22 protein-coding genes are annotated in these 24,785 nt (G+C 66.5%); 11 read left to right on the top strand and 11 right to left on the bottom strand.

Translation table 11 applies throughout. The features are described 5' to 3' along the window. Positions 1–30 precede the first annotated feature (30 nt). Both ACS0OT_RS11615 and betT read left to right on the top strand, forming a co-directional pair. Positions 31–411: a VOC family protein gene (locus tag ACS0OT_RS11615; RefSeq protein ID WP_005416954.1), complete on the top strand. Its 381-nt coding sequence runs from the start codon at positions 31–33 to the stop codon at positions 409–411. 196 nt (positions 412–607) lie between these two features. Next, entirely contained in the window at positions 608–2,587 is a 1,980-nt protein-coding gene (gene betT / locus ACS0OT_RS11610; RefSeq protein ID WP_005416952.1) for a choline BCCT transporter BetT, read from the top strand. A 66-nt stretch (positions 2,588–2,653) separates the two neighbouring features. On the opposite strand, the gene ACS0OT_RS11605 is transcribed toward betT, so the two are convergent. Both ACS0OT_RS11605 and ACS0OT_RS11600 read right to left on the bottom strand, forming a co-directional pair. After that, positions 2,654–5,281, bottom strand: coding sequence for a TonB-dependent receptor (locus ACS0OT_RS11605; protein WP_164093282.1), 2,628 nt, complete (start codon positions 5,279–5,281; stop codon positions 2,654–2,656). 201 nt (positions 5,282–5,482) lie between these two features. Beyond that, on the bottom strand, positions 5,483–6,460 hold the full coding sequence (locus ACS0OT_RS11600) for a zinc-binding dehydrogenase (RefSeq protein WP_442255825.1): 978 nt from the start codon (positions 6,458–6,460) through the stop codon (positions 5,483–5,485). Positions 6,461–6,893: 433 nt separating this feature from the next. Here ACS0OT_RS11600 and ACS0OT_RS11595 point away from each other — a divergent pair, with 433 nt between their 5' ends. From ACS0OT_RS11595 to ACS0OT_RS11580, 4 genes are all read left to right on the top strand, one after another. Next, positions 6,894–9,257 (top strand): ribonucleoside-diphosphate reductase subunit alpha, encoded by a 2,364-nt coding sequence (locus tag ACS0OT_RS11595; protein WP_139727245.1) that lies wholly within the window; start codon positions 6,894–6,896, stop codon positions 9,255–9,257. Between the two features lie 71 nt (positions 9,258–9,328). After that, on the top strand, positions 9,329–10,369 hold the full coding sequence (locus tag ACS0OT_RS11590) for a ribonucleotide-diphosphate reductase subunit beta (protein WP_005416944.1): 1,041 nt from the start codon (positions 9,329–9,331) through the stop codon (positions 10,367–10,369). 25 nt (positions 10,370–10,394) lie between these two features. Beyond that, complete coding sequence (locus ACS0OT_RS11585) at positions 10,395–10,862, top strand: flavodoxin (RefSeq protein WP_080375118.1); 468 nt, start codon at positions 10,395–10,397, stop codon at positions 10,860–10,862. Further along, a complete protein-coding gene (locus ACS0OT_RS11580) occupies positions 10,834–11,160 on the top strand; it encodes a thioredoxin family protein (RefSeq protein ID WP_005416939.1) in 327 nt (108 codons plus the stop codon). Before ACS0OT_RS11585 ends, ACS0OT_RS11580 begins: the two co-directional genes overlap by 29 nt. Before the next feature lie 86 nt (positions 11,161–11,246). On the opposite strand, the gene ACS0OT_RS11575 is transcribed toward ACS0OT_RS11580, so the two are convergent. Beyond that, entirely contained in the window at positions 11,247–12,578 is a 1,332-nt protein-coding gene (locus tag ACS0OT_RS11575) for an Nramp family divalent metal transporter (protein WP_164093283.1), read from the bottom strand. A gap of 117 nt (positions 12,579–12,695) precedes the next feature. On the opposite strand from ACS0OT_RS11575, the gene mntR reads away from it, so the two are divergent. Then, on the top strand, positions 12,696–13,160 hold the full coding sequence (mntR, locus tag ACS0OT_RS11570) for a manganese-binding transcriptional regulator MntR (protein WP_005416934.1): 465 nt from the start codon (positions 12,696–12,698) through the stop codon (positions 13,158–13,160). 78 nt (positions 13,161–13,238) lie between these two features. On the opposite strand, the gene ACS0OT_RS11565 is transcribed toward mntR, so the two are convergent. The 3 genes from ACS0OT_RS11565 to fabR all read right to left on the bottom strand — a co-directional run bounded on the left by ACS0OT_RS11565 (position 13,239) and on the right by fabR (position 16,870). Then, positions 13,239–13,787 (bottom strand): thioredoxin-like domain-containing protein, encoded by a 549-nt coding sequence (locus ACS0OT_RS11565; protein ID WP_164093284.1) that lies wholly within the window; start codon positions 13,785–13,787, stop codon positions 13,239–13,241. Then, on the bottom strand, positions 13,777–15,936 hold the full coding sequence (locus ACS0OT_RS11560) for a TonB-dependent receptor plug domain-containing protein (protein ID WP_442255824.1): 2,160 nt from the start codon (positions 15,934–15,936) through the stop codon (positions 13,777–13,779). The genes ACS0OT_RS11565 and ACS0OT_RS11560 overlap by 11 nt, the downstream gene beginning before the upstream one ends. 277 nt (positions 15,937–16,213) lie before the next feature. Further along, positions 16,214–16,870, bottom strand: coding sequence for an HTH-type transcriptional repressor FabR (fabR, locus tag ACS0OT_RS11555; protein ID WP_005416927.1), 657 nt, complete (start codon positions 16,868–16,870; stop codon positions 16,214–16,216). 92 nt (positions 16,871–16,962) lie between these two features. Between fabR and ACS0OT_RS11550 the strand changes: the two genes are divergently transcribed. Together ACS0OT_RS11550 and ACS0OT_RS11545 are read left to right on the top strand one after the other, a co-directional pair. After that, the gene (locus ACS0OT_RS11550; protein ID WP_176556924.1) at positions 16,963–18,033 is read left to right on the top strand and encodes a ferredoxin reductase; all 1,071 of its coding nucleotides are present in this window, start codon (positions 16,963–16,965) and stop codon (positions 18,031–18,033) included. Between the two features lie 11 nt (positions 18,034–18,044). Then, on the top strand, positions 18,045–19,193 hold the full coding sequence (locus tag ACS0OT_RS11545; RefSeq protein WP_005416924.1) for a fatty acid desaturase family protein: 1,149 nt from the start codon (positions 18,045–18,047) through the stop codon (positions 19,191–19,193). Positions 19,194–19,198: 5 nt separating this feature from the next. Here ACS0OT_RS11545 and ACS0OT_RS11540 read toward each other — a convergent pair whose 3' ends face one another. From ACS0OT_RS11540 to ACS0OT_RS11520, 5 genes are all read right to left on the bottom strand, one after another. After that, positions 19,199–19,534, bottom strand: a complete 336-nt coding sequence (locus ACS0OT_RS11540; protein WP_139727237.1) for a tetratricopeptide repeat protein — start codon at positions 19,532–19,534, stop codon at positions 19,199–19,201. Beyond that, a complete protein-coding gene (locus tag ACS0OT_RS11535; RefSeq protein WP_139727235.1) occupies positions 19,531–20,109 on the bottom strand; it encodes a flavin reductase family protein in 579 nt (192 codons plus the stop codon). The genes ACS0OT_RS11540 and ACS0OT_RS11535 overlap by 4 nt, the downstream gene beginning before the upstream one ends. Then, positions 20,106–20,735 carry a superoxide dismutase gene (locus tag ACS0OT_RS11530; RefSeq protein WP_065179196.1) on the bottom strand — a complete coding sequence of 210 codons (630 nt, stop codon included), beginning with the start codon at positions 20,733–20,735 and terminating at the stop codon, positions 20,106–20,108. The genes ACS0OT_RS11535 and ACS0OT_RS11530 overlap by 4 nt, the downstream gene beginning before the upstream one ends. Before the next feature lie 437 nt (positions 20,736–21,172). Continuing rightward, entirely contained in the window at positions 21,173–22,684 is a 1,512-nt protein-coding gene (locus tag ACS0OT_RS11525) for a thioredoxin family protein (RefSeq protein ID WP_442256437.1), read from the bottom strand. A 128-nt stretch (positions 22,685–22,812) separates the two neighbouring features. Beyond that, positions 22,813–23,262 carry a GNAT family N-acetyltransferase gene (locus ACS0OT_RS11520; RefSeq protein ID WP_065185774.1) on the bottom strand — a complete coding sequence of 150 codons (450 nt, stop codon included), beginning with the start codon at positions 23,260–23,262 and terminating at the stop codon, positions 22,813–22,815. 66 nt (positions 23,263–23,328) lie between these two features. Between ACS0OT_RS11520 and ACS0OT_RS11515 the strand changes: the two genes are divergently transcribed. Together ACS0OT_RS11515 and ACS0OT_RS11510 are read left to right on the top strand one after the other, a co-directional pair. After that, positions 23,329–24,264 (top strand): TIGR03571 family LLM class oxidoreductase, encoded by a 936-nt coding sequence (locus ACS0OT_RS11515; RefSeq protein ID WP_139727231.1) that lies wholly within the window; start codon positions 23,329–23,331, stop codon positions 24,262–24,264. 177 nt (positions 24,265–24,441) lie between these two features. After that, positions 24,442–24,753: a DUF3817 domain-containing protein gene (locus ACS0OT_RS11510; RefSeq protein WP_005416915.1), complete on the top strand. Its 312-nt coding sequence runs from the start codon at positions 24,442–24,444 to the stop codon at positions 24,751–24,753. Positions 24,754–24,785 lie beyond the last annotated feature (32 nt).

The following is a 24,785-nucleotide window of genomic DNA, read 5'->3' as shown; positions in this document are numbered from 1 at the left end:
ACACTGCGGTTTTCCACATGGAGTGCCCGCATGTTCAGCCACATCACCGTAGGGACGAACGACATGGATGCCGCACGTCGCTTCTACGACGCCCTGTTCGCCGCGATGGACGCGCGTGCGGGCGTATTCGACGAGAAGGGACGGCTGCTGTACTTCAAGGATGGGCGGATGTTCGGTGTAACCGCGCCGATCGATGGGCAGCCAGCGTGCCATGCCAACGGCGGCACCATCGGTTTCAGTCTGGGCAGTGCAGAGGCCGTGCGTGCCTGGCAGGAAGCTGGAGTGGCTCACGGTGGCAGCGCCATCGAAGATCCGCCCGGCGTCCGCAACATGTCCGGTCGGCAGGTGTTCCTGGCCTATCTGCGTGACCCGGATGGCAACAAGCTGTGTGCGGTGCATGTAATGTCGTGATCGGACAGGATGCGCGTGGCCGCGCCGCAGGCGGTGCGCGCGGCCCGCGCAAGCAAGGGTGCGTCGCAGCGCGCGCGTGATACCACGGAATGAGCGGACGGGCCTGCGACCACAGGCCGCAACTTCATGCTCTGTCCACTGCGGTTCAGCCAGACTCGGTCGGCTAACCCTTTGATCTTCCGGAGAACGCCGCCCCATGGAAGTACTGGAGCCGCAACAATCCCCGGTGCGCACCCTTCGGCCTGTGTTCGCCTTCGCGGCGATCGTTGTCGTGGCGTTCGCGCTGTTCGTCAGCCTGTTCCCGCTCGGCGCGGGCCGCCTTCTGCTCAAGGCACAGGACTGGGCCGCCCTCAACGTCGGCTGGTACTACCTGCTGGCCATGACCCTGTACCTGGTGTTCGTGGTGGGCGTGGCGTTGTCCAAGTACGGTGGCATCAAGCTGGGTGCCGACCATGACGAGCCGGAGTTCAGTTACCTCTCATGGGCCGGCATGCTGTTCGCCGCCGGCATCAGCATCACCCTGTTCTTCTTCTGCGTATCCGAACCGCTGACCCACTACCTGCAGCCGCCGCAGGGCGATCCGGCCGCAGGCGAGGCTGGCGCGCGCCAGGCCATGCAGCTGCTGTTCCTGCACTGGGGCCTGCACGGCTGGGGCGTGTTCGCGCTGGCGGCGATGGCGATGGCCTACTTCGCCTATCGCCACAACCTGCCACTGGCCCTGCGCTCTGCGCTGTACCCACTGATCGGCAAGCGCATCAATGGCCCGATCGGCTACACCGTGGATGCGCTGGGCATCGTCGCCACCGTATTCGGCATCGGTGCCGACATGGGCTTCGGCGTGCTGCACCTCAATGCCGGCCTCTCGCACCTGTTCGACATTCCGCACTCCAACCTGGTGCAGATCATCCTGGTGGTCAGCATGATGGGCGCGGCCGTGGCCGTGGCCGTGTCCGGCGTCGAGAAGGGCGTGCGCTGGATGGCCAACATCAACATGCTGCTGGCGATCGCGCTGGTGCTGTTCATGCTGTTCGCCGGGCCGACGCAGTACCTGTTCAGCACGCTGATGCAGAACCTGGGCGACTACCTGGGCAGCGTGGTCGGCAAGAGTTTCGATGTGTACGCCTATGGCGGCCGACCGGAATGGCTGGGCGGCTGGACGGTGTTCTACTGGGCCTGGTGGATCGGCTGGGCACCGTTCGTCGGCCTGTTCATCGCGCGCATCTCACGTGGCCGTACCATCCGCGAATTCGTGTTCGGGGTGCTGCTGATCCCGCTCGGCTTCACCCTGGCCTGGCTGTCGATCTTCGGCAACAGCGCGCTGGACCAGGTGCTCCACCACGGCCAGCAGCAACTGGCGCAGCTGGCGGTGGATGACCCACCGACCGTGTTGTATGCACTGCTGGATGGCTACCCGTGGAGCCGCACGGTGATCGCGGTGACGGTGCTGGTGAGCTTCATCTTCTTCGTGACCTCCGCTGATTCGGGAGCGGTGGTGTTGTCCACGCTGTCGTCGCATGGTGGATCACCCGAAGACGATGGTCCGCGCTGGCTGCGCGTGTTCTGGGGCACAGTGATTGCGGTGCTGACCGCAGGGTTGTTGCTGGCCGGCAGCATCGATGCATTGAAATCGGCGGTGGTGCTGGCATCGCTGCCGTTCTCGGCGATCCTGCTGCTGATGATGTGGGGCCTGACCCGCGCGTTCAGTGACGAGTCGCACCGCAAGCGCGCGCTGCAGTACCGGCCTTCGCCGTTGATCGGAGACGATCGCCATCATCAGGGCTGGCGCCAGCGCCTGAGCCAGGCCATGCACTTCCCGGTGCGCGACCAGGTCTACCGCTTCATGGATGACACCGTGAAGCCGGCGATGGAGGCGGTGGCCGAACAGCTGCGCGGGCAGGGTTGGGATGTATCCACCCGCTTCGAGGCCGGCGACATGGAGCTGACGGTGAACCACGGCGAGCAGCAGGACTTCCTGTACCGGGTGATCCTGAGCGGCTACCTGACCCCGTCGTTTGCCGCGCAGCAGCTGCGCAACCAGCGCTACTACCGCGCCGAGGTGCATCTGTTCGAAGGCAGCCAGGACTACGACCTGGTGGGCTACAGCCGCAAGCAGATCATCAACGACATCATCAGCCAGTACGAACGGCACCTGCAGTTCCTGCACCTGAGCCGGTGATGGTAGTGCCGGCCGCTGGCCGGCAACGCGAACGGGGCGGCGCACCATCGCCGCCCCGTTGGCGCATCAGAACCGGTAGCGCGCACCCAGCGAGACGAACTGTCCGCGAAGGTTGTACTGGCTGATGTCGAAGCCGTTGGAACCGCCAGCCGGATCGAACGGCGGATCCTTGTCGGTCAGGTTCAGCACCGACAGCGACAGCGTGGTATTCGGAATTCCCTCGTACGCCACGTAAAGGTCCAGCTGGTGATACGGCTTGACGCGGTTACGCAGCCCCGGATTGCTGGTCGCCGTCGCCACGCGCTGGTCGTAGCCGCTCACGTACTGCAGGCTCAGCGTGCTGCTCCAGTCGCCCACCGCCCAGTTCAATGAGGTGGTGCCGCGCGTACGCGGCAGTGCGCCGTGGCGGTTGTTGCCGGCGCCTTCGTACGGCGACTGGCCAGCCACCAGCGGCTGCTTGAAGCTCAGCAGGTGGGTCCAGCTGCCGGCCACGGTGAAGTTGCCCCAGCCGTCGGTACGGAAGGTGCGGCTGGCGTCCAGGTCCAGCCCCGAGGTGGTCAACTCGCCCTGGTTGGCATACTGGTTGGAGATGAACTGGATGCGTCCCTGGGCATCACGTTGCACGCGGCCCGGGAACAGGGTCGGGTTGTCGACGATGAACTGCGCGCTGTCCGGCTTGACCAGGTTGTCCTGCTCGATGCGGTACCAGTCCAGGCCGATGCTGGTATCACCATCCGGAGACCACACCGCACCCACGTTGAAGTTGCGCGAGCGTTCGGCCTTCAGGTCGGGGTTGCCGGTGCGGATGTTGGTGACGCCACGGCTGCCGCCGGGCTGCAGCGGATCCAGCGGATCGATCACCGAGCCGTAGCTGACGGTCTGGCCGGGCGCGATCTCCGGCAGCGAGGGGGCGCGGAAGCCACGCGAGAACGAACCACGCAGCAGCAGGCTGTCCAGCGGCTGCCAGCGCAGCGCCACCTTCGGCGAGAACGCCTTGCCGAAGTCGTCATAGTGATCGCCGCGGCCAGCCGCCTGCAGCTCCAACGTGCGGTGCAGTGGCACGCTCAGTTCGGCATAGGCGGCACTGACCTGGCGCTCGCCGTTGACCACGTTGATGGCCGGGCGCAGTTCGGTGCCCGACAGCACCTGCGCGCTGGTGCGCGCGTCAAGCGATTCCTTGCGGAACTCGGCACCCCAGGCAAAGCCGACCGTACCGGCGGGCATCTGCCACAGCGAGGTCGAGGCCTTCAGGTTCAACGCGTGCAGCTTGTACCAGCCTGGCCGCTTGGTCTGCAGACGCAGTGCATCCAGCGCGCCCGGCGTGGCGGACGGGTTGAGGAAGTTGTAGCTGCCGTCGCGCAGGATCTGTTCGAACGCATAGCGGTTGACGAAATTGTCGACGTACTCGCGCTGCGCACTTTGCGAGGTCAGCGCCGCGACTTCCCAGTCCCAGCGTTCACCGCTGCCGCGCACGCCGGCCAGGGCACGGTAGAACACCTGCGTGTTGTCCTTCAGGCGCGGGCCGAGATCGAAGAAGGTGTACTCGAACGGCAGCGGCGTGCTGCCCGGGTTGTTCGGGTGGCCGACCGGCAGCACCGCCGGCACGTCAATCAGCGTGCCGGTGGCCGGGTTGTACGCGCGCAGGCCGGGGCCGACGGTCAGCGGCGCGCTGAAGATCTGGTCGGCCTTGTTGTGGCTGTACAGCATATCGGCGAAGGCCTCGACGCTGTCATTGAAGCGGTAGGTTGCACTCAACGAGGCCTGCAGGCGCTCGGCGCCGGGTTGCAGGGTCTTGAACGGCTGCGCATTGAAGGCGCAGGCCTGGCCGGGCAGGGTACTGCCGAAGTCGCTGTACGGGCGCAGCTGGCTGCCCTCGGGGCAGTTGGCGAACGGCTGAGGTGCACGTGGGTTGGACAGCCAGTTGCCACCGGCGGTGGACCAGCCGGCCAGGCGTCCGCCGGGCTTGTCGCGGAAATCGCCGCTGCGGGTATAGGCGCGCTGGTCGGCGTCGAGGCGATCACGCTTGAGCAGGTCCAAGCCGAACAGCACGTTCCAGCCCTGCTGTTCGAGGTCGCCGAAGCCGGCCAGCAGGTTGGCCTTGCGTTCGTTCAGGCCGCCCTGGGTGGCGGTACCGAAGCCGCCACCCACTTCCACGCCCTGGAAGTTCCTGCGCAGGATGATGTTGATGACACCTGCGATGGCATCGGAGCCATACACCGCCGAAGCACCATCCTTGAGCACTTCGATGCGCTCGACTGCGCTGATCGGCAGCGCGTTGAGGTCGACGAACGTGTCCTGGGTATTGAGCGCGAAGCCGAAGTTGGACACGCGGTAGCCGTTGACCAGCACCAGCGTGTTCTTCGGCGACAGGCCACGCAGGCCGATCGATGCAGAGCCGGCGGCGAAGCTGCCCGTGTACTGCTCGTCGAAGCTGTTGCCGGCATTGGCCGACAGATTGCGCAGCACGTCGGTGAGGGTGGAGCGGCCGGTCTGCTCGATCTGTTCACGGCTGACGATCTGCACCGCGTTGGGCCCGGCGGTATCGCTGCGCTTGATGTTGGAGCCGGTCACCAGCACGGCGCCGAGGGTGGTGCTGTCCTTGCCGGCATCGGTGGTTTCAGAGGCGCTGGCGGTGCCAGCAGTGAGGCCCAGCGCGATCGCGCCGGCAAGCAGGTTCAGGGTGGTGCGGTACATGGAAGCGGCAACGCCGAACGGGGGAGGAGCCGTCAGTACCGCATGCAGGTACCTGCGCCTTCCAATGACGAAAGCGCATTCAGTTATACATCACAGGTTCTTAACGAGCCGACTCGGTGGGTGCGGACCGTTGGTCCGCACTCCTCCTGGGGGTCAGATCCCTTTCCGTTGGAAAAGGATCTGACCCCGGTTGTCCGGCCATCACGGCCGCAGCAGCACCTTGCCGTTACGGCCCGAACCGGCGCCCGCCTTCGCCGCTTGGGCGATATCGTCCAGCGCGAAGATCTGCTCCACCGGCAAGGTCAGTTCGCCGCTGGCCGCGCGCTTGAGCAGCTCGCCGACCAGCCGGCGCTTGTCCTCCACCGCCATCGCCTGGCTGACCTTGCTGCCCCAGAAGCCCTTCACCGTGGCCTCCTTGTAGATCAGGCCGCCGGCGAGAATGTGCATCGGTTCGCCACTCATCACACCGAACGACACCAGCGTGCCGTGGTGGCCGAGCAGGTCGACCAGATCGCCACTGGCGTCGCCGCCGATGGAATCCACTGCGGCCGCGGCCTGTGCTTCGCCGGTCGCCTCACGCACGCGATCCTTCCAGCCGTCCACCGAGGTGTCGAATACATGATCGATGCCCAGCGCCTGCAACTGCGCTACGGCCGCGGCATTGCGCACCAGGTTGGCCACGTGCACGCCGCGCGCCTTTGCCAGCATCGCCAGCGACTTGCCGACCGCGCCGTTGGCGGTGTTCTGCACGATCCACTGGCCTGCTTGGACGTGCAGGAATTCCAGCAGCATCAGCGCGCTCAGCGGCATCGCGATCAACTGTGCGGCCATCTCGTCCGGGATCGCCTCCGGCATCGGAATCACCATGCGTGCCGGTGCGACGAAGGCCTCGGCCCAGGTGCCGTGCACCGAGGCGGCGGCTACCCGCTGGCCGATCTGCAGGCCGTCCACGCCATCGCCGAGTGCATCGACCACGCCCAGTGCTTCACTGCCACCGATCGCCGGCAATGTCGGCTTGTACCCGTAGAGGCCACGCACGGTCAGCAGGTCGTGGTTGTGGATCGAGGCCAGCACGGTGCGGATGCGCACCTCGCCGGGGCCGGGCTCGGGCAGGGCGGCATCGGCAATGGCGAGGACGTCGGCCGGGTTGCCGAAGGAGGAGTACTGGGCAGCGCGCATGGGGCGGTGTTCCGGGGAAAGTGGATGTTGTACCGAACTGGGGACGCAGGGCATGTCGACAAGGCGTCGCCGCTGCAACACGGCATCCTGCGACTGATCGTCGCGGCATGTCGTGATTACCGCATCTTGTGTTGACGGTGCGCGTCATCCCCACTATGTTGTGGCCGTCACTCCCGGTCAGCCGCCGCCGCCGGACATGCAGCAAACGTCCCGCGGCCCGCCCCTGAAGGCTTGCCGTGTCGACGCGGCCGCCATCGTGCGGACGCAGGTCGCCCCCCACGGCCCGGATACCGGCCGCAGGCGCAGGCAGATGCCGACGACCTACGTTCCCGCACCCTGGCAATCCACCCGTTCGCCCCGTGCGCCGGTATCGCGTCCAGGGCCGCCATGGCATCGAGCGCCAATGCGCGTGCGAGCCTGGAGTTTCACCACCATGACCGACAGTACCTTCCGCGTGGCCGATCCGGCCGGCGCTGGCGACGCCTTGCGCGCCGGTGGCGAGCGCGTACGGACCTGGATCACCAAGGAGGCCGGCAACCGCCGCCTGCCGTTCGACGCCGAGCGCCTGCAGCGCAGCATCGATGCCGTGCATGCCGAGTTCCCGCAGCTGGATGTGAGCGACTACCGCCGCGTGGTGCAGGCAATGGTCGAGCGCAAGCCCAGCATCAGCGCCGATGACCTGGTCGATCTGTTGATCCGCGAGGCCGAATCGCGGGTGGACCTGGTCGCGCCCGAGTGGGAACAGTTCGCCGCGCGCATCTACCTGCGCCGCCTGTACAAGCGTGCCAGCCGCAACCGCTTCTACGATGTCAGCCTGAAGTACGGCTCTTACGTGGGCCTGCAGGAAAGCCTGGCTGACCGCGGCATCTACAGCAACGACATCCTGCGCTGCTATTCGAAGGAAGAGCTGCAGCAGGCCGGTGAGATGATCGATCCGGAACGCGACCGCCTGTTCGCCTACAACGGCCTGTACCTGCTGGCCACCCGCTATCTGGCCAGCGACCGCAGCCGCGAGGTCTATGAACTGCCGCAGGAGCGCTGGCTGACCATTGCGCTGTACCTGATGCAGGAGGAAAAGCCGCGCGAACGCCGCATGCAGCTGGTCGGCGAGGCGTACTGGGCGCTGTCCAACCTGTACATGACGGTGGCTACGCCGACCCTGGCCAACGCCGGCAAGGTGGGCGGCCAGCTGTCCAGCTGCTTCATCGACACGGTGGACGACAGCCTGCAGGGCATCTATGACTCCAACACCGATATCGCGCGCGTGTCCAAGCACGGCGGCGGTGTTGGCGCCTACCTGGGCTACGTGCGCAGCAGCGGCGCACCGATCCGTGGCGTGGCCAACTCCTCCGGCGGCGTGGTGCCGTGGATCAAGCAGCTCAACAACACGGCGGTGTCGGTTGATCAGCTTGGCCAGCGCAAGGGCGCAGTGGCGGTGTACCTGGACATCTGGCATCGCGACATCGAAGCCTTCATGGACCTGCGCCTGAACAACGGCGACCAGCGCCTGCGCGCGCACGATGTGTTCACCTCGGTGTGCGTACCCGACCTGTTCATGGAAGCGGTCGAGCGCCGCGCCGACTGGTACCTGTTCGACCCGCACGAGGTGAAGCAGGCCAAGGGCTGGTACCTGCAGGACTTCTACGATGAGAAGCGCGGTTCGGGCAGCTTCCGCGACCGCTATGCCGAGCTGGTGGCCGATGAGAGCATCAGCCGCCGAACGGTGAAGGCCATTGATCTGTTCAAGCGGATCATGCTCAGCCAGCTGGAGACCGGCAACCCGTTCCTGTTCTACCGCGACGAGGTCAATCGCAGGAATCCGAACAAGCACGCAGGCATGATCTATTCCAGCAACCTGTGCACCGAGATCCTGCAGAACATGAGCCCGACGCGGATGATCCAGGAGATCGTCAGCGGCGACCAGATCGTCACCACGCGCCGTGCGGGCGACTTCGTGGTCTGCAACCTGTCCTCGATCAACCTCGGCCGGGCGATCAGTGCGCCGGATGACCTGCTGGCCACCGATGTGCTGGAGCGCCTGATCCCGATCCAGGTGCGCATGCTCGACAACGTGATCGACCTCAATGCGTTGCCGGTGCCGCAGGCCACGATCACCAACCGCAAGTACCGCGCCATCGGCCTGGGCACGTTCGGTTGGCACCACCTGCTGGCGCAGCAGGCGATCCAGTGGGAATCTCCGGATGCCGAAGAATTGGCCGACCGTCTCTACGAACGCATCAACTTCCTGACCATCCAGGCCAGCGCGCAACTGGCGCAGGAGAAGGGCAGCTACCCGATGTTCGCGGGCAGCGACTGGCACAACGGGCGCTACTTCCGTGACCGCGACTACACTGGCGCCGCATGGGACAGCCTGGCCCGCGAGGTCGCCACGCACGGCCTGCGCAACGGATGGCTGCTGGCCGTGGCGCCGAACATGAGCACCGCGCAGATTGCCGGTTCCACCGCTTCGATCGACCCGATCTACAGCGCGTTCTACTACGAGGAGAAGAAGGACTTCCGGCGGCCGGTGGCAGCACCGGGACTGTCGCTGGAGACCTGGCCGTACTACGAGAAGGGCGCCTACAAGGTCGACCAGTTCGCCAGCGTGCGCCAGAACGCGCGCCGCCAGCGGCATGTCGACCAGTCGATCAGTTTCAACCTGTACGTGCCCAGCACCATCCGTGCGAGCACGCTGCTGGAGCTGCACCTGAGCGCCTGGCGCGAAGGCCTGAAGACCACCTATTACGTGCGCTCCAACGACATCGACATCAGCGAATGCGAGTGGTGCGCCAGCTGACCACCGGCGACCCACGGTAGTGCCGGCCGCTGGCCGGCAACACGATAGAAAGAGAACGAAGGCAGAAGCCCATGGCAACCCCCCTCGACCGCATCAAGATCCTCGAACCGCGCCATCCCAACCGCAGCACCGGCATCATCAACGGCCAGACCAGCGGCATCCTCAACTGGAACGATATCCCGTACCCGTCGTTCTATCGGGCCTACAAGGAGCTGTCGACCAACTTCTGGATTCCCGACGAAGTGGACATGAAGCTGGATGCGCGCCAGTACGGCGAGCTGTCAGGGCGCGAAAAGAACGCCTACGATTCAATCATCGGCCTGCTGGCCACGCTGGATTCACCGCAGACGCGCTTCATCTACAACGTGGCCGAGTACATCACCGACCCGGCCGCGCATGCCAACGCAGCCATCATCGGCCAGCAGGAAGTGATCCACAACGAGAGCTACAGCTACGTGCTGGCCTCGATCACCGACCTGCCGAACCAGAACCGGATCTTCGAGATCGCCCGCACCCACCCGACCATCATCAAGCGCAATGCCCCGATCATGGGTGCGTACGACGACTTCATGCGCGAGAAGACCGCCGAGACCCTGCTCAAGTCGTTGATCCAGTCCTCGATCCTGGAGGGCATCAATTTCTATTCCGGGTTCGCGTACTTCTACAACATGGTGCGGCAGAACCGCATGAACGGCACCGGCAAGATCATCAGCTTCATCAATCGCGACGAGCTGGCCCATACCAAGTTCATCAGCGAGCTGATCCGCGCCATCATCGGCGAAAACCCCGAGCTGCAGACCAATGAGTTGACCGCCTATGTGCACCAGTCATTCGAACATGCCATCGAGCTTGAGACGCAGTGGTCGTCGGAGGTGCTGGATGGCATCGATGGCATCGACGTGGACGAGATGGTGCGCTACGTGAAGTACCGCGCCAACAAGATGGCCGGCATGCTCGGCATCGAGCGCCTGTACAGCGACACCACCGACAACGTGATGCCTTGGATCAGGGCCTACGCCGACAACTTCACCGAGACCAAGACCGACTTCTTCGAGATGCGCAATGCAAGTTACAAGAAGACCAACGTCGACAACGGCTTCGACGACCTCTGAGCCCGGCACCGCGCTGAGCATCCTGATGGTGGTCGCCTCCTTGAGCGGCAACACCCGCGAGCTCGGCCGGCAGATCGCCGAGCGCTGCCGCGCCGCAGGTCATGCGGTGCACTGGCAGGAGGCCGACGACCTGCGGCAGGCGCCGCCGCTGGCTGCCGGCGAGGCCGACCTGGTGCTGCTGGGCTGCTGGACCGACAACGCCGGGCGCACGCCAGCGGAGATGAAGGCGTGGGTGGCTGGCATTGCCGAGCGCGGTCAGCAGCCACGCCAGCTGGCGGTGTTCGGCACCGGCGAAACGCAGTGGGGGCAGGAGTACTACTGTGGTGCCGTGCACCGGCTGATCCGCTATTTCCGCAGCGACTACCCGCCGCTGGAGATCGAACAGATGCCGCATGGCGAGCGTCATGCCGAAGCCATCGACGCCTGGACCGATGCGGTCCTGGCCCACTACTGGAGCAACCACGATGCAGATCATCGACGCCACCACGCCTGAGCAGTTCCAGCAGCTGCTGGCCGAGCACCCGCGGGTGCTGGTGGATTTCCACAAGGACCAGTGCCCCGGGTGCCGGATGCTGGAAGTGTCGCTGCACCGCGTGGCCAACAGCGTGGCGGGGCAGGGCACCACCTTGCTTCGCGTGCAGCTGGAAGTGCTGGGTGAGGCGTTCTTCAGGGAACTGGGGCTGCGGCAGACGCCGACGCTGTCCCTGTTCCGTGATGGTAACGAACGCACGCGCCTGGCCGGGTTCCAGTCGCCGCAGCAGATCGAGGCCGCGATCGCGTTACATTTGTAGAGCCGAGCCATGCTCGGCTGCTGTTCGTGCCGGGTGCGATGAGTCGAGCATGGCTCGACTCTTCAACGGCGCCTTGGCATTTCACGCTATGCGCCGTTGAAGGTATCCACCAGCAGCTTCACGTTCAACACCACGATCACCAGCGCGATCACCCAGGCGATCGCGCCCAGCCAGCGCGGGGCCACCAGCGCCCCCATCGTCACCTTGTCGGTCACGATCCGCACCAGCGGGATGATCGCGAACGGCAGCTGCATCGACAGCACCACCTGGCTCAGCACCAGCAGCTTCACCGCGCCCTGGTCGCCGAACAGCAGGATCACCACCACCACCGGAATGATCGCCAGTGCGCGGGTGATCAGCCGTCGCAGCCACGGCGGCATTCGCAGGTGCAGGAAACCTTCCATCACGATCTGGCCGGCCAGCGTCGCGGTCACCGTCGAGTTCAGGCCGGAGGCCAGCAACGCGATCGCAAACAACGTCGCCGCCGCGCCCACGCCCAGCATCGGCGCCAGCAGCTGGTGCGCCTGCTCGATGTCTTCCACGTCGAAACGACCATTGGCATGGAACACCGCCGCCGCCAGGATCAGGATGCTGGCGTTGATGAACAATGCGAGTGTCAACGCGAGAGTGCTATCGGTAACCGCCCAGCGCAGCGCACTGCGGCGGCCTTCATTGGTACGCGGGTAGGCGCGGGTCTGCACGATGGACGAATGCAGGTAGAGATTGTGCGGCATCACCGTGGCACCGATGATGCCGATCGCGATGTACAGCGCGTGCGGATCGGTCACCACCTGCGCGCGCGGAATGAAGCCTCCCAGCACCGCCATCACTGGCGGCGCAGCCATCGCGATCTGCACCACGAAGCAGGCGAAGATCACCATCAGCAGCGCGATCACGAAGGCTTCCAGCGCACGGAAGCCGCGGTTCATCAGCAGCAGCACCAGCAGCGTATCCAGCGCAGTGATCACCGCGCCCCAGAGCAGTGGCAGGTCGAACAGCAGCTTCAGCGCGATCGCGGTGCCGATCACCTCGGCCAGGTCGCAGGCGATGATCGCCGCCTCGCACAGCGCCCACAGCGCCAGGTTCACCGGCTTCGGGTAGCGGGCGCGGCAGGCCTGCGCGAGGTCCATGCCGGTGGCGATGCCGAGCCGTGCCGACAGCGCCTGCAGGATCACCGCCATCAGGTTGGAAATGAGGATGACCGACAGCAACAGGTAGCCGAAGCGCGAACCGCCGGCGAGGTCGGTGGCCCAGTTGCCTGGGTCCATGTATCCGACCGAGATCATGTAGCCCGGACCAAGGAAGGCCAGCAGGCGGAACCACCATTGGCCCTTGTCGGGCACCGCGACCGAGGCGTTGAGCGCACCCAGGCTGGCCGGAGTGGAGGCCGAAGGGTCGCGGGGCGCCAGGGTGTTCATGGGTCCGAATATAGCTCCTGCTATAGTCATTAGCAATGTGAAACAATCGTCTTTATCGCGTTACTGGTCCAGAATTCAGGTTCAACACTGGATCACCCCGGAAGGACAGGCGCAGGCGTGGGCAAGACCGACGATTCGACATCGCTGAAAAGCACCCCCTTGATCGAGGCCGAGCGCCAGGTCGAGAGCTTCCGGCAAGTGCGCGAGGCGCACCGGATGGAACTGGTGGAGGACTATGTCGAGCTGATTTCGGACCTGCTGGCCGATGGCGGCGAGGCCCGCCAGGTCGACATTGCCACGCGCCTGGGTGTGGCCCAGCCCACCGTGGCGAAGATGCTGCGGCGCCTGGCCCGTGATGGTTGGGTGGTGCAGCGGCCGTACCGCGGCGTGTTCCTGACCCCGGAAGGCGAGGCGCTGGCCCATGCCAGCCGCCAGCGGCACCAGACCGTGGAGCGTTTCCTGCTGGCGCTGGGCGTGGACGCAGACACCGCGCGGCGCGATGCGGAGGGCATCGAGCACCATGTCAGCGAACAGACGCTGGCGTTGTTCGAGGCATTCGTGCGCAGGGCCGAGGGCGGCTGAGCCACGTTTCCTGTAGAGCCGAGCCATGCTCGGCTGCTGTTCGCGCGATGACAGGGAGCATCCACGCATGGCGTGGATCTACAATCCAGGCGGGCAGCGCGCCTGCTGTTGCGCGCACGCGCGTTTCGTCCATTCCTTCAACACTGGCTGCAGGCCTTCATAGCGCCGGCCCTGCCATCCGTTGGCCAGCACCTTCCCATCCGCATCGATCAGCACCAGGTTCGGTGGTCCCAGCGCGGCCAGTGCCTGCAGTGCGGGCATGCGCGCGGCGCGGCGCGGGTCCAGTACCGGCCACGGCATGTCCTGCGCGTGCATGTAGCGCCGCAATGCAGCCTCGCTCTCATCCAGGCTGACGTACACCACTTCGGTATCGGCGCCGGTCTCGCGCAACGCGTCGCGCACACTGCGCAGCGTGGGTACGAAGGCATGGCACGGTGCACACCAGTCGGCGCCGAAGTACAGCGCCACCAGCTTCGGTGGCGGCGACCATTGCATGGGCCGCAGTGACCGCTGTTCTGGCCGCATCAACGAGGCGGCGACCTGCGCGTGCAGGTCTGCCGCCATCGCCGGTACGGCCAGCAGGAGCGCGCCGGTCAGCAACAGCGTCCGCAGTGCTTCAGAACGCATAGCGCAGGTTGAGGTACCACGAGCGCGCGAAGCGCGGCCCGTAGACATAGTCGCTGTCCCGCAGCGCGCCCACTTCGAGGTCCTTCTGGCGCTGGTCGAATACGTTCTTGACGCCCGCAGCTACCGACACTTCCTGCTGCGCCTGTGCGCCCAGATGCCGGTGCCAGCGCGCACCAAGGTCGGTGACCAGGAACGAACGTGTGCGGTGCAGCTCGCCCAGCCGGTTGTTCAGCACCGACATCGGCCCGGTATGGCGCAGCGCGACGAAGGTCTCCCACGGTTCGGCCGGAATCCAGCTGAGCTGTGCCAGGCCGGTCCAGCGCGGTGTCTTCAGGTAGTCGCGGCTTTCGATCACGGTGTCACCGCCGTCGCCGGTGTCATCGAAGATGCGCTGCGGTTCGCGGAAGCGTGAGCGGTACCACGAGGCACCGGCGGTCAGGCGCCACTGCGGCGAGGGTTGCCAGCCGAGGTTGGTTTCCGCGCCCAGCACGTTGGAGCCGGAAGCGTTGTAGCGCAGCTGGCTCAGCTGGCCGTCATCGCCGCGCTGGATCTCGCCCAGCGCGAAGGTGTCGCGGATGCGTGCATAGGAGGCGGTGGCATCCCAGCTCCACACCGGATTGGCCGGGTCCGAACGCCAGTCGAAGCCGAACAGGGTGGTCAACGCGCGTTCCTCTTTCAGACCGTCCGTGTTGCGCACGCGCACCTGCTCGCCACCCAGCGTATCGACATGCACGTCCTCGGCGAAGATCTCCGGGGCACGGAAGCCGGTGGCGATGCCGGCGCGCCACTTCAGGTTCGGGGTCGCCTGCCAGGCCAGCGCGATACGCGGCGAGAACACTGCGCTGTCCAGTTCCGAGCTCTTGTCCACGCGCGCACCCAATACCAGGTCGACGTTGTCGCGCAGGCTCCACTCGTCCTGGATGAAGGCGCCGATGTTGTGGAAGGTGGCGTCTTCCAGCACCGCCAGGCGCTGGCCATCACCGGTACGGTTGTCGTCGCCCAGCGCCTCGTGCTTGTACTGCACACCGAAGGCCAGTGCATGCGCGCCCAGCCGCCAGTTCAACTGGCTGTCGATGTAGTGCAGCGGGTTGTGGGTGTGGCCGTACTGGCGCCATGAACGCGAGGCCGCGCTGCCGGCCAGGTTGCGGTCAAGCTGCAACGGGTCATGGCCGGGCGCCGAGGGATCGGTGACCACGTCGCCCAGGCCGCCGTAGAAGCTGTCGCGGTCGATGTCGGCGAAGGCGTAGGCCAGGCGGAAATCGACGTCGGCGGTGATCTCCTGGTCCCACGACACACTGCCGCGGCGGTATTTCGTATCCAGCGATTCGGCGATGTTGGTCAGGTACTCTGGCTGGTCCAGGCGATTGCCGCCGCGGCGGGTTTCATCGGTCACCTGCAGGTCCAGGCGCAGCCGCGTGCCCGGCGTGGGCGCGTACCAGGCCTGCAGCCCGCCGACCTTGAGGTTCTTGCGGGTGATCTCGGTGTAGCCGTCACCGTTGTAGTCGATGCCGTTGTTCCAGTTGCGCTGGGCAATCACCGACAGACCGGCGTCTGCGTCCTTGGCGACCAGGTCCAGTCGAACGTCGGCGTTCTTCTGAGGTGTACCCTCCAGCACATCCACGCCGGCCTGCACATGGCCGCCGCTGCGCGCCGGCAGCGGCGGAATCAGGTTGATCACACCGGCAACCGCGCCCGGTCCGTACAGCGCCGATCCACCGCCCTTGACCACTTCGATGCGGTCGACGAACCCGGCCGGGATCTGTTCCAGGCCGTACACGCTGCCCAGCGTGGACAGCAGCGGGATGCCATCGAACAGGAGCTGGTTGTAGGCGCCGGGCAGGCCCAGCAGCTGTACTTCGCTGGTGTTGCAGTTCTGGCAGTTGCTCTCCACGCGCAGGCCGTTGATCAGCTCGGCGGCGCGCGAGAAGTCGGTGGCCGCGCGCAGCGCGATGTCTTCCTTGCGCAGCACTTCCGTGCGGATCGGCACGTCCGACAGCAGGCGTTCACTGCGCGTGGCGGTGCTGACCTTGACCTGCACACGGTCCAGTTCGGTCGGTTTCGGAGTGTCAGCCAGTGCAGGCAGCGGCAGGGCCAGGGTAATGGCGGCGGCCAGCGGCAACCTTCGGAAGCGGTGGGGGATAGAGCACATGAGGGCGTCGTCCTTGGGGGAAGAAAGGCGGCGAGGGCGACCTGGCTGATGCATATGGAAGCAGCGGCTTATCAATATAGCAAGCGCTATATAACGAAGCCGCAGCAATTCCGAGTGGAGCGCCGGCCGGGTCAGATCAGGGAGTGTTATAACATTACATAAAACAACCACAAACCTGCCGGTGGTCATGTCCGGAGGATGGAGTTGCCGTGTGGGCAGTGAGGTTGGGGTCAGAGCCCTTTCCTTTGGAAAGGGATCCGACCCCAGGGCGCGATCGTCAGCCGCGGCGGAATGCGGCGGGCGTGCGGGCGCCGACGATGATCATGCGGATCATCGTGGAGATCTGTTCGACCAGCTCCGGATCCTTCTCCGGAGGCAGGTCCATGGCGGTGGCGCCCATCGCGAACACCAGCCGGGTGATGGCCTTGGCTACCAGTTCCGGAGCGTGCAGCACCGCGCCATCCAGTGCGGCCAGGCGCACCAGGTCGTGCTGCAGCTCTTCCTCGAAATAATGCAGCTCGCGCTCGACTGCGTGCTTGAAGTCGTCCGAGCCGACCGCGCCTTCGCGCAACAGCACGTGCAGCAGCTTGTCGTCGGCGCGCAGCTGTTCCATGAAGGTCTCCACCGAAACCCGCACCACGCTGGTGGCGGTGGAGGTGGCGCGCTGGCGGGCCTCGCCGATGATGGTGCGCAGCGAGCGGCCGGCTGCGTCGATCAGCGCTACGGCCAGTTCGTCCATGTCGCGGAACTGCCGGTAGAAGCTGTTCGGCGCGATGCCGGCCTCGCGTGCCACTTCGCGCAGGCTGAGCGTGGACAGGCTGCGGTGCGGCCCGATCAGCTTCAGGGCGGCGGCCAGCAGATCTTCGCGGCTCACCGTACGGCGGGCCGGGCTGTTGGCATCTTCAGGCGTCGACAAGACGGTGGCGGCGGCCATGACGGTTCCGGTGGGGCGAGGCTGAATCATACCCAATCCGGTTCAATATACACATGTATACACAGGTGTATGTGCGCCCGTATAGTGCGCCCATGAGCGCTGTCGTCCGTCCATCCCTGTTCTCTCCGTACCGCTGGCTCTCGCCGTCGCTGTTCGATTTCTGGGCGGGCCAGCTCAATCCCCTGTGGACCCTGCGCGAGCCGGTGGCCCGCCTGGTCCGGCGCGAGCCGGCCGGCGAGGGCGCGGCGACCCTGGTCCTGCGCACCAACCGGCACTGGGCCGGCATGCGCGCGGGCCAGCACGTCACCCTCGGCGTGGAGATTGAAGGACGCCTGTGGCAGCGCAGCTACAGCCCCACCGCACTGGGACCGCGCGAACTGGCGATCACCGTCAAGGCGGTCGAGGGCGGCCGGGTCAGCCAGCATCTGGTCAACCATGCGCAGCCGGGCGAGCTGTTCCGCGTGGAGGCTGCGTTCGGAGAATTCCAGTTGCCGGCCGCGGCTCCGGTATTGCTGCTGGCGGCCGGTAGTGGCATCACGCCGATGCGCAGCCTGCTGCGCGACGCCTGCCAGCGCCCGCTGGCCGCGCCGGTGGACCTGTTCTACTGGGAGCGCAGTGCCGCCCAGCTGCAGTTCCGTGATGAGCTGCAGGCGCTGGCCGCGCGCCAGCCGAACCTGCGTGTGCACCTGCTGACCACCCGCGAGGGTGATGCGCCTGCCGCACGCATCGATACTCACGATCTGCAGGTCGCCGGCGATGACACCCCGTTGGCGCAGCGCCACGTGCTGGCCTGTGGCCCGGATGGATTCGTTGCCGCTGCGCGCGAACGCCTGGCGCACCAGGTCGCGGGTTTCCAGGCGGAAGCGTTCACTCCGCCGGCGCCGTTGCGCGACGCCAGCAGCGAAGGCGAAGTGTCGCTGACCCTTGCCCGCAGTGGCCGCCAGCTGAGCGTGCCGCGCGGCCGCTCGTTGCTGGAAAGCCTCGAAGCCCATGGCATCAAGCCCAAGCATGGCTGCCGCATGGGCATCTGCAATACCTGTAGCTGTGACCGCGTCAGTGGCGCCACCCGCCACCTGCGCACCGGCGACCTGCAGTCCGAATCGGCACAGCCGGTGCGGATCTGCGTGAGCGCACCGACCACCGACCTGACCCTGGATCTCTGAGGACGCCTGCCATGACCCGCGCCACCGACCGTGCCCTGAGTACTGCCGAGATGCATGCCTTCGGCGAGGAACTCGACGCGATCCGCGACCGTGTGATCGGCAGCCTCGGCGCCTCCGATACCCGCTACATCCGCCGCGTGGCCGCCGCCGTGCGCTGGTTCGGCGTGGGTGGCCGTGGCCTGCTGTTCCTGGCAGCGTTTTCGCCGCTGTTCTGGATGCCGCTGCTGTGGCCGGCCGCGATCACCGGCACGCTGCTGCTGGCGCTGTCGAAGATCCTGGAGAACATGGAGCTGGGCCACAACGTGATGCACGGCCAGTTCGACTGGACCGGTGATCCCAAGCTCAATGGCAACACCTACGAGTGGGACATCGTTGCCACCGCCGACAACTGGCGCAAGACCCACAATTTCCGCCACCACACCTACACCAATGTGCGTGGCATGGACGATGACATCGGCTATGGCCTGCTGCGCATCTTCCCCGAACAGCGCTGGAAGCCGTTCTACCTGCTGCAGCCGATCATCGCGCCGATCTTCGCACTGCTGTTCCAGTGGGGTGTGGCGGCGCAGGACCTTCGCCTTGGCCGCTGGCTGAAGGGCCGCATGAGTGCCCGTGCGATGTGGCTGCAGACCCGCCCGGTGGCGCGCAAGATGCTGCGCCAGGTGCTGAAGGACTACGTGTTCTTCCCGCTGCTGGCGGGTCCGTTCTTCCTCACCGTGATGCTGGGCAACCTGGTCGCCAACGGCCTGCGCAACATCTGGACCTACGTGATCATCTTCTGCGGGCACTTCACCGCCGAATCGGAAACCTTCCCCAAGGAGTGCCTGCGCAATGAGTCGCGCGGCCACTGGTACCTGCGCCAGCTGCGCGGTTCGTCCAACATCAGCGGTGGGTTCCTGATCAACGTGCTGTCGGGCAACCTCAGCCACCAGATCGAGCACCATTTCTACCCGGATCTGCCGGCCAACCGCTATGCGGCCATCGCCAAGGAAGTGAAGGACATCTGCCGCCGCTACGGCCAGCACTACAACAACGGCTCGCTGCCGCGCCAGTTCGGCCAGGTGGTCTGGCGCATCCTGCGCCACGCATTCCCGAGCAAGCCGCGCCGCCTGCCGATGCCGGACATCATGTCCGCACCGGCATCGGCCAACGCGGGCTGATCGACTCAGCCCGCCTTCGCCAGGGCCGCCTGCTCGCGGTCCAGGCGGCGCAGGAACACCTGCATTTCCCTGCGTGCCTGCTGGTCGCCCTTGCTGCCGGCCACGCTCAAGCCGCGCTGCCACGCCTCACGGGCCGCCTGTGGCTGGCCACTGGCCAGCCAGGCTTTGCCCAGCAGCCTCCAGGCCGCCGAGTACTGCGGATCAAGCACCACGCAACGGCCCAGGTGGGTTGCCGCGCGTACCGGGTTGCCGGCATCCAGCCAGCCCTTGCCCAGGCCGAAGCGCAGCAGCGCGCCGTCCTTGCCGGCGGCGAGCATGCATTCCAGTGCTTCGATGTTCATCCGCGTACCTCCACCAGCAGTTCGGCCGGACCCGGCTGGAACCGACCGCGATGGAACAGCAGCGGCGCGCCGCCGTTCTCGTGCACTTCGATGATGCGACCGGCCAGCAGCAGGTGATCGCCCACCGGCCACTGCGCGTGGCGGGTACAGGTGAGATGGGCGACCGCACCGGTGATGCGGGGTGGGGCGTCCTCATCGTCATCCAGCAATGCCAGGCCGTCGAAGCGGTTGCGGACCTGCGGATCGGCGAAGCGCCGGGCCAGCGCTTCCTGGTCGGCCGCCAGCACGCTGAGCGCAAAGCGCGTGGCGCGCTGGAAGGTGGACAGGCTCTGTGCGTGCAACGCCAGGTTCCACAGCACCAACGGTGGCTGCAGTGAGACCGGCACGAACGAGTTGATGGTCAGGCCGACCGGCTTGCCCTGTGCATCGCGCGCGCAGACGATGGCCACGCCGGTCGGGAAATGGCCGAGCAGCCGCCGCAGGGCACGCGGCGGCATCTCGACCGATGGCACCGGGGCCGGGGCGGGGAACACCCCGGCCCACGGCCCGGCGTAGGGCAGAGTCTCGCCGCTCATGAGGCCCGGGCCTGGTGGTAGCGCCGGCCGACTTCGGCCCAGTTGATGATGTTGAAGAAGGCGCCGATGTAGTCCGGGCGGCGGTTCTGGTAGTGCAGGTAGTAGGCGTGTTCCCAGACATCCAGTGCGAGGATCGGGGTGTGGCCGGACAGGCCTACGGCTGCACCCATCAGCGGGCTGTCCTGGTTGGCGCTGCTTTCCACCTGCAGGCGACCATCGCGATCGCTGGTCAGCCAGGCCCAGCCACTGCCGAAGCGGGTCTGCGCGGCCTTGGTGAAGGCCTCCTTGAAAGCATCGAAACCGCCGAGGTCACGGTCGATGGCGGCGGCCAGTTCGTCATCGGGTGCACCACCGGTGGTGCTGAGCACGGTCCAGAACAGGCTGTGGTTGGCGTGGCCGCCGCCGTTGTTGCGGACCGCGCCACGCTGGGCCTCGGGCACGGCATCGAGGTTGGCGATCAGCGCCTCGACCGGCTGCTCGGCGATGCCGGCCTGCTCGATGGCGGCGTTGAGATTGTTGACGTAGGTCTGGTGGTGCTTGCTGTGGTGGATCTCCATCGTGCGCGCATCGAAATGCGGCTCAAGGGCGTCGTAGGCGTAGGGGAGCGGGGGAAGCGAGTACGACATCGAAGCAATCTCCGTGGGAAGGCCAGGGGGCTGGCCGTGGGGAGATCGTTATCGCACCTCAACATTGGTTGAGGTCAAGGGGCGGGATTGAGGTGCGTGCGCGTTCATCGCTCTGATTCTTCCTGCAGGACAGCACGAGCGGAATGGTAGTGCCGGCCGCTGGCCGGCATGCTGGCAAGGTCGGGTTGCCGGCCAGCGGCCGGCACTACCAGAACCCGCTTTTCGAACCTCACCGGCGCGCTGAAGTGCTGCCCGCGCTCGCAGGAAACCGTCCGGTGGCGGGGGGAGGGGCTGGCCGGGACCGTTGGCGCCATGGATGGCGCCATCGAGCCCCCAAGGATGGGTTTACGGCGTGTCCCGGCCAGCCCCTCCCCCGGCCACAACCGGCATCAACAAAGGCGCCGGCAGGCGAACCAGCCGCCCGCGTTTTCATCAACTCAACTCAACCAGTCCTTGCACGCGCCATCCACCTGTTCACCGCACGCCTGCTGCATCCTCTGCTGCAATCGCGCCAGCGTCTCGGCACCCTGGTGCTTCCCGCTCCACGCCTTCAGCTGCCCGGCCAGGCGCTCGAAACGCTGGCGGGTGCGCTGGTGGTAACCCGACGGCTGCGCCTCCAGTTCGGCGATCAGCGAGGCGGTGGCCTGCTCGATGCGCGGCGCGTCGTTCGGCGCCAGCTTCAGCAACCCTTCCACGTACAGCACGCCCCATTGCACGCGGGTGGCCGGGCCCTGCGCACCGTCGTAGGCATGCTTCAACCACTCCAGCGCACCGGCAGTGTCGCCGCGCTGCTCGGCCAGTTCGGCCAGCTCGGGCATGTAGTAGTAGGGCTGCTCGCTGCGCTTCAGCTCCGCCAGCAACAACGCCTCGGCACCGGCGTCGTCACCGACCTGGCGCAGTGCGTAGACCGCGCTGCTGATCGTGGCCTGGCGTGCATGCGCATCAGTGGCGGTGGCGTCGGCCGCGGCCACGCGCTGCTTGACCCGATCAACCAGCGGCGCGGGCAGTGCGCCCTTCGGCTGCTGCTGGCGGGCCAGCGATACTTCCGTCAGTGCGCGCGACAATGCGTCGTCGGCGCGGTCGCCGCGCTCGGCATCTGCGCGTTCCAGCGCGACCAGCAGCTGCTGGCCCAGCGTGTTGCGGGTGGCCGGCCCAGTACTGGCCTGCGTGACCAGCTGTGCGCCTGCATAGCCCAGCAACTCACGGTTGCGGCGGACTTCGGCCGGCTGCGCCAGCACGGCCTGCAGCAGCTCGCGTACTTCGGTAGGCGAGCTGGCGGGCGTGTCGGCGGTGGCCAAGGCCAGCAGGGCGAAGCGGCGCTGCAGGGCGGCATCCGGTGCCGCCTTGGACAGCTGGCGCAGTACATCCTGACTCCTGCGCTCGCCGGCCAGGCGGTTGGCGTCGACTTCCCAGCCGTAGTCGCCCAGTACCTGCCAGTCTTCTGCAGCCAACTTCTCCGGCGTGGCCAGGGCGGTGGCCAGAGTGGCAGCGATTGCACTGCGGCGCCCGGCGGCAACGGTCAACGCCCGGGTCAGTTCGGCGGCGTCGTTGCCACCGGCCACGCGGGTAAGTTCATTGCGCTGTGGGTCCAGTACGATCAGGGTCGGGTAGCCGCGCACCCCGAAGCGTTCGCCCCAGGCCTGCGCACCTTCCTCGTCGCCATCCAGATAGACCGGCACGAACTTGCCGGTCAAGGCGATGAAGGCCGGGTCCTTGAACAGGCCGGCCTTGAGCTGGTTGCACGGCGGGCACCAGACCGCGCCCCAGTACAGCAGCACCGGCTTGCCGCTGTCTGCGGCTTCGGCGAAGGCATCATCGACGTCACCCTGGCGCCACGCGATTCCCTTGGCCGGCGCAGGTGCCTCGGCGGAGTTGGCGGTGGAAACCGGGGCCGGGGCGCAGGCACTCAGCGCCGAAGCCAGCAGCAACACGGAAAGCGCGACGCGCATCGGCAGGATCTCGAAGGGCAGGGTGACAGGGCATTGTAGGAACGCGCAGGGAACCCGCTGATTCAGTTTGCTCATGACGGACATGCGCCGGGGCATGACGCCCCGGGCATTGGCCGGGGCCCGTGCCTTCAGGCGGCTGCCCGCACCATCTGCTGGTAGACCAGTCCGTTGAACTCGCCGGCCTCACCGTCAATCACGAAGCCATAGCGCAGATAGGTCGGCACAGCGTTGAGCGATGCGCGTACGGTCAGGGCCGGCGCGCGTACCTGAGGCAGCACCGCCTCGAACAGTGCATGGCCGATGCCCTGTCCCTGGCAGCCGGGATCGACGAACAGCATCGCCAGGTGGCGACCTTCCTTCAGCTCGACCACGCCGATGATACGGCCGTCCTGCTCGGCCACCAGGATATGGTTGTCGCCGTGCAGGCGTTCACCGAACGCATCGGCGGCGGCGACATTGCCGAACGTGGCGATGCCGGTTGCGCTGAGCGAGGGCGCCACCGCCGCAGTGAACGCGGCCAGGCACACCGCGCTGATCGCGGGCAGGTCATCGACGCGGGCAGGGCGGATCGTCGGCATGCAGTGTTCTTCCCGTGGCGGGCTGCGCGTCATCGCTGCCCCATGCCTGCACGCTAAGCTGCAGGCATGAGTGATTTCAATCCCGCGTACGCTGCGTTGTTTCCAGGGCAGGGCTTGAGCCTGGGCCTGATGACGCCGGTGGCGTCGCAGGGGCTGGCCGATCCGCATCAGGCGCGGCGCATCGCGCGGTTGGCCGACGATCTTGGTTTCGCCGCGTTGTGGGCGCGCGATGTGCCGCTGATGGTGCCGCAGGGTCCGGACGCGACAGCAAGTGCGCTGGACGATCCGTTCCTGTGGCTGGGCATGCTGGCGGCCGCGACGGGGCACATCGTGGTCGGCAGCGCGGCCATCGTGCTGCCATTGCGCCAGCCCCTGCAGGTGGCGAAGTCGGCGTTGAGCCTGGACCGGATCAGCGGCGGACGCTTCGTACTGGGCCTGGGTTCGGGTGACCGCCCGGAAGAGTTCGCCGCATTCGGCGAGGATCTGGAGGGCAGGGCGGCGACCTTCCGTGAGCGTTGGACGTTGTTGCGGGCGGCGCTGTCACCGGCCGCCGATGAGCGCACCGCCGTATTGCAGGCCACTGGTGGCTTCGACGTGCTGCCAGCGCCGGCAACCCGCATTCCGATGCTGGTGGTGGGTACCGCGCGGCAGAGCCTGCAGTGGATAGCGCGTGAGGCCGAAGGCTGGGCCACCTATCACCGCGAAGAGGCCGCGCAGGAAGGGCGCATCGGCCTGTGGCAGCAGGCGCTGGCGCAGCGCGGCGGGCCAGGCAAGCCGTTCGTGCAGTCGATGCTGCTGGACCTGCAGGCAGATCCGCAGGCGCCGCCCGAGCCGCTGCCGCTGGGCCTGAAGGTCGGCCGCGATGGGCTGCGTGAGTATCTGCTGCGCGTGCATGCGCAGGGCGTGGCGCATGTGATGTTCAACCTGATCGATAACGGGCGGACGATGGATGACGTGCTGCGCGAGATCGGGGAGCAGGTTCTGCCGGATATGCCCGGGTAGGTGTCCACCTTGGTGGACACGCTCTCGCCGCTGCGCCCGCTGAACTGCTGAGTGTTTCCTTCAGTGGCCGAGACAGAAGCAGTCGAGCACGGCTCGACTCTACATGCAGCGCGCATCTGCGTATCATTCGCATTTGATACCCCGATGCCGGAGCCCCACGTGACCCAACGTTCCCCCATGCACCCGACCGGACGCCTGTTCGCTGCGGTCGCTTTCATCGAGGCCGTGACCTGGGCCGGCCTGCTCATCGGCATGTGGATGAAGTACGGCCCGATGGCCAACGTGGCCCTGGTGAAGGTGTTCGGGCCGCTGCACGGCGTGGCTTTCCTCGTCTATGTGGCGGTGACGCTGCTCGCGGCGGTGCGCCTGCGCTGGCCGTGGTGGGCCAGTGCCCTGGCCCTGCTGGCAGCGATCCCGCCGCTGGTGACACTGCCCCTGGAGTGGTGGTTCAAGCGCCGTGGCCTGCTCGGCCTGCGTGCAATGCGCTGAACCCAGTGTTGCGCGCCCATTCAAGAGAATGG

The organism is Stenotrophomonas maltophilia group sp. RY12688 (genome assembly GCF_052149045.1).
Taxonomy (GTDB): Bacteria; Pseudomonadota; Gammaproteobacteria; order Xanthomonadales; family Xanthomonadaceae; genus Stenotrophomonas; species Stenotrophomonas sepilia.
Note: the sequence above shows the minus strand (reverse complement) of the source record. Positions and strands in the feature narration are given on the sequence as shown.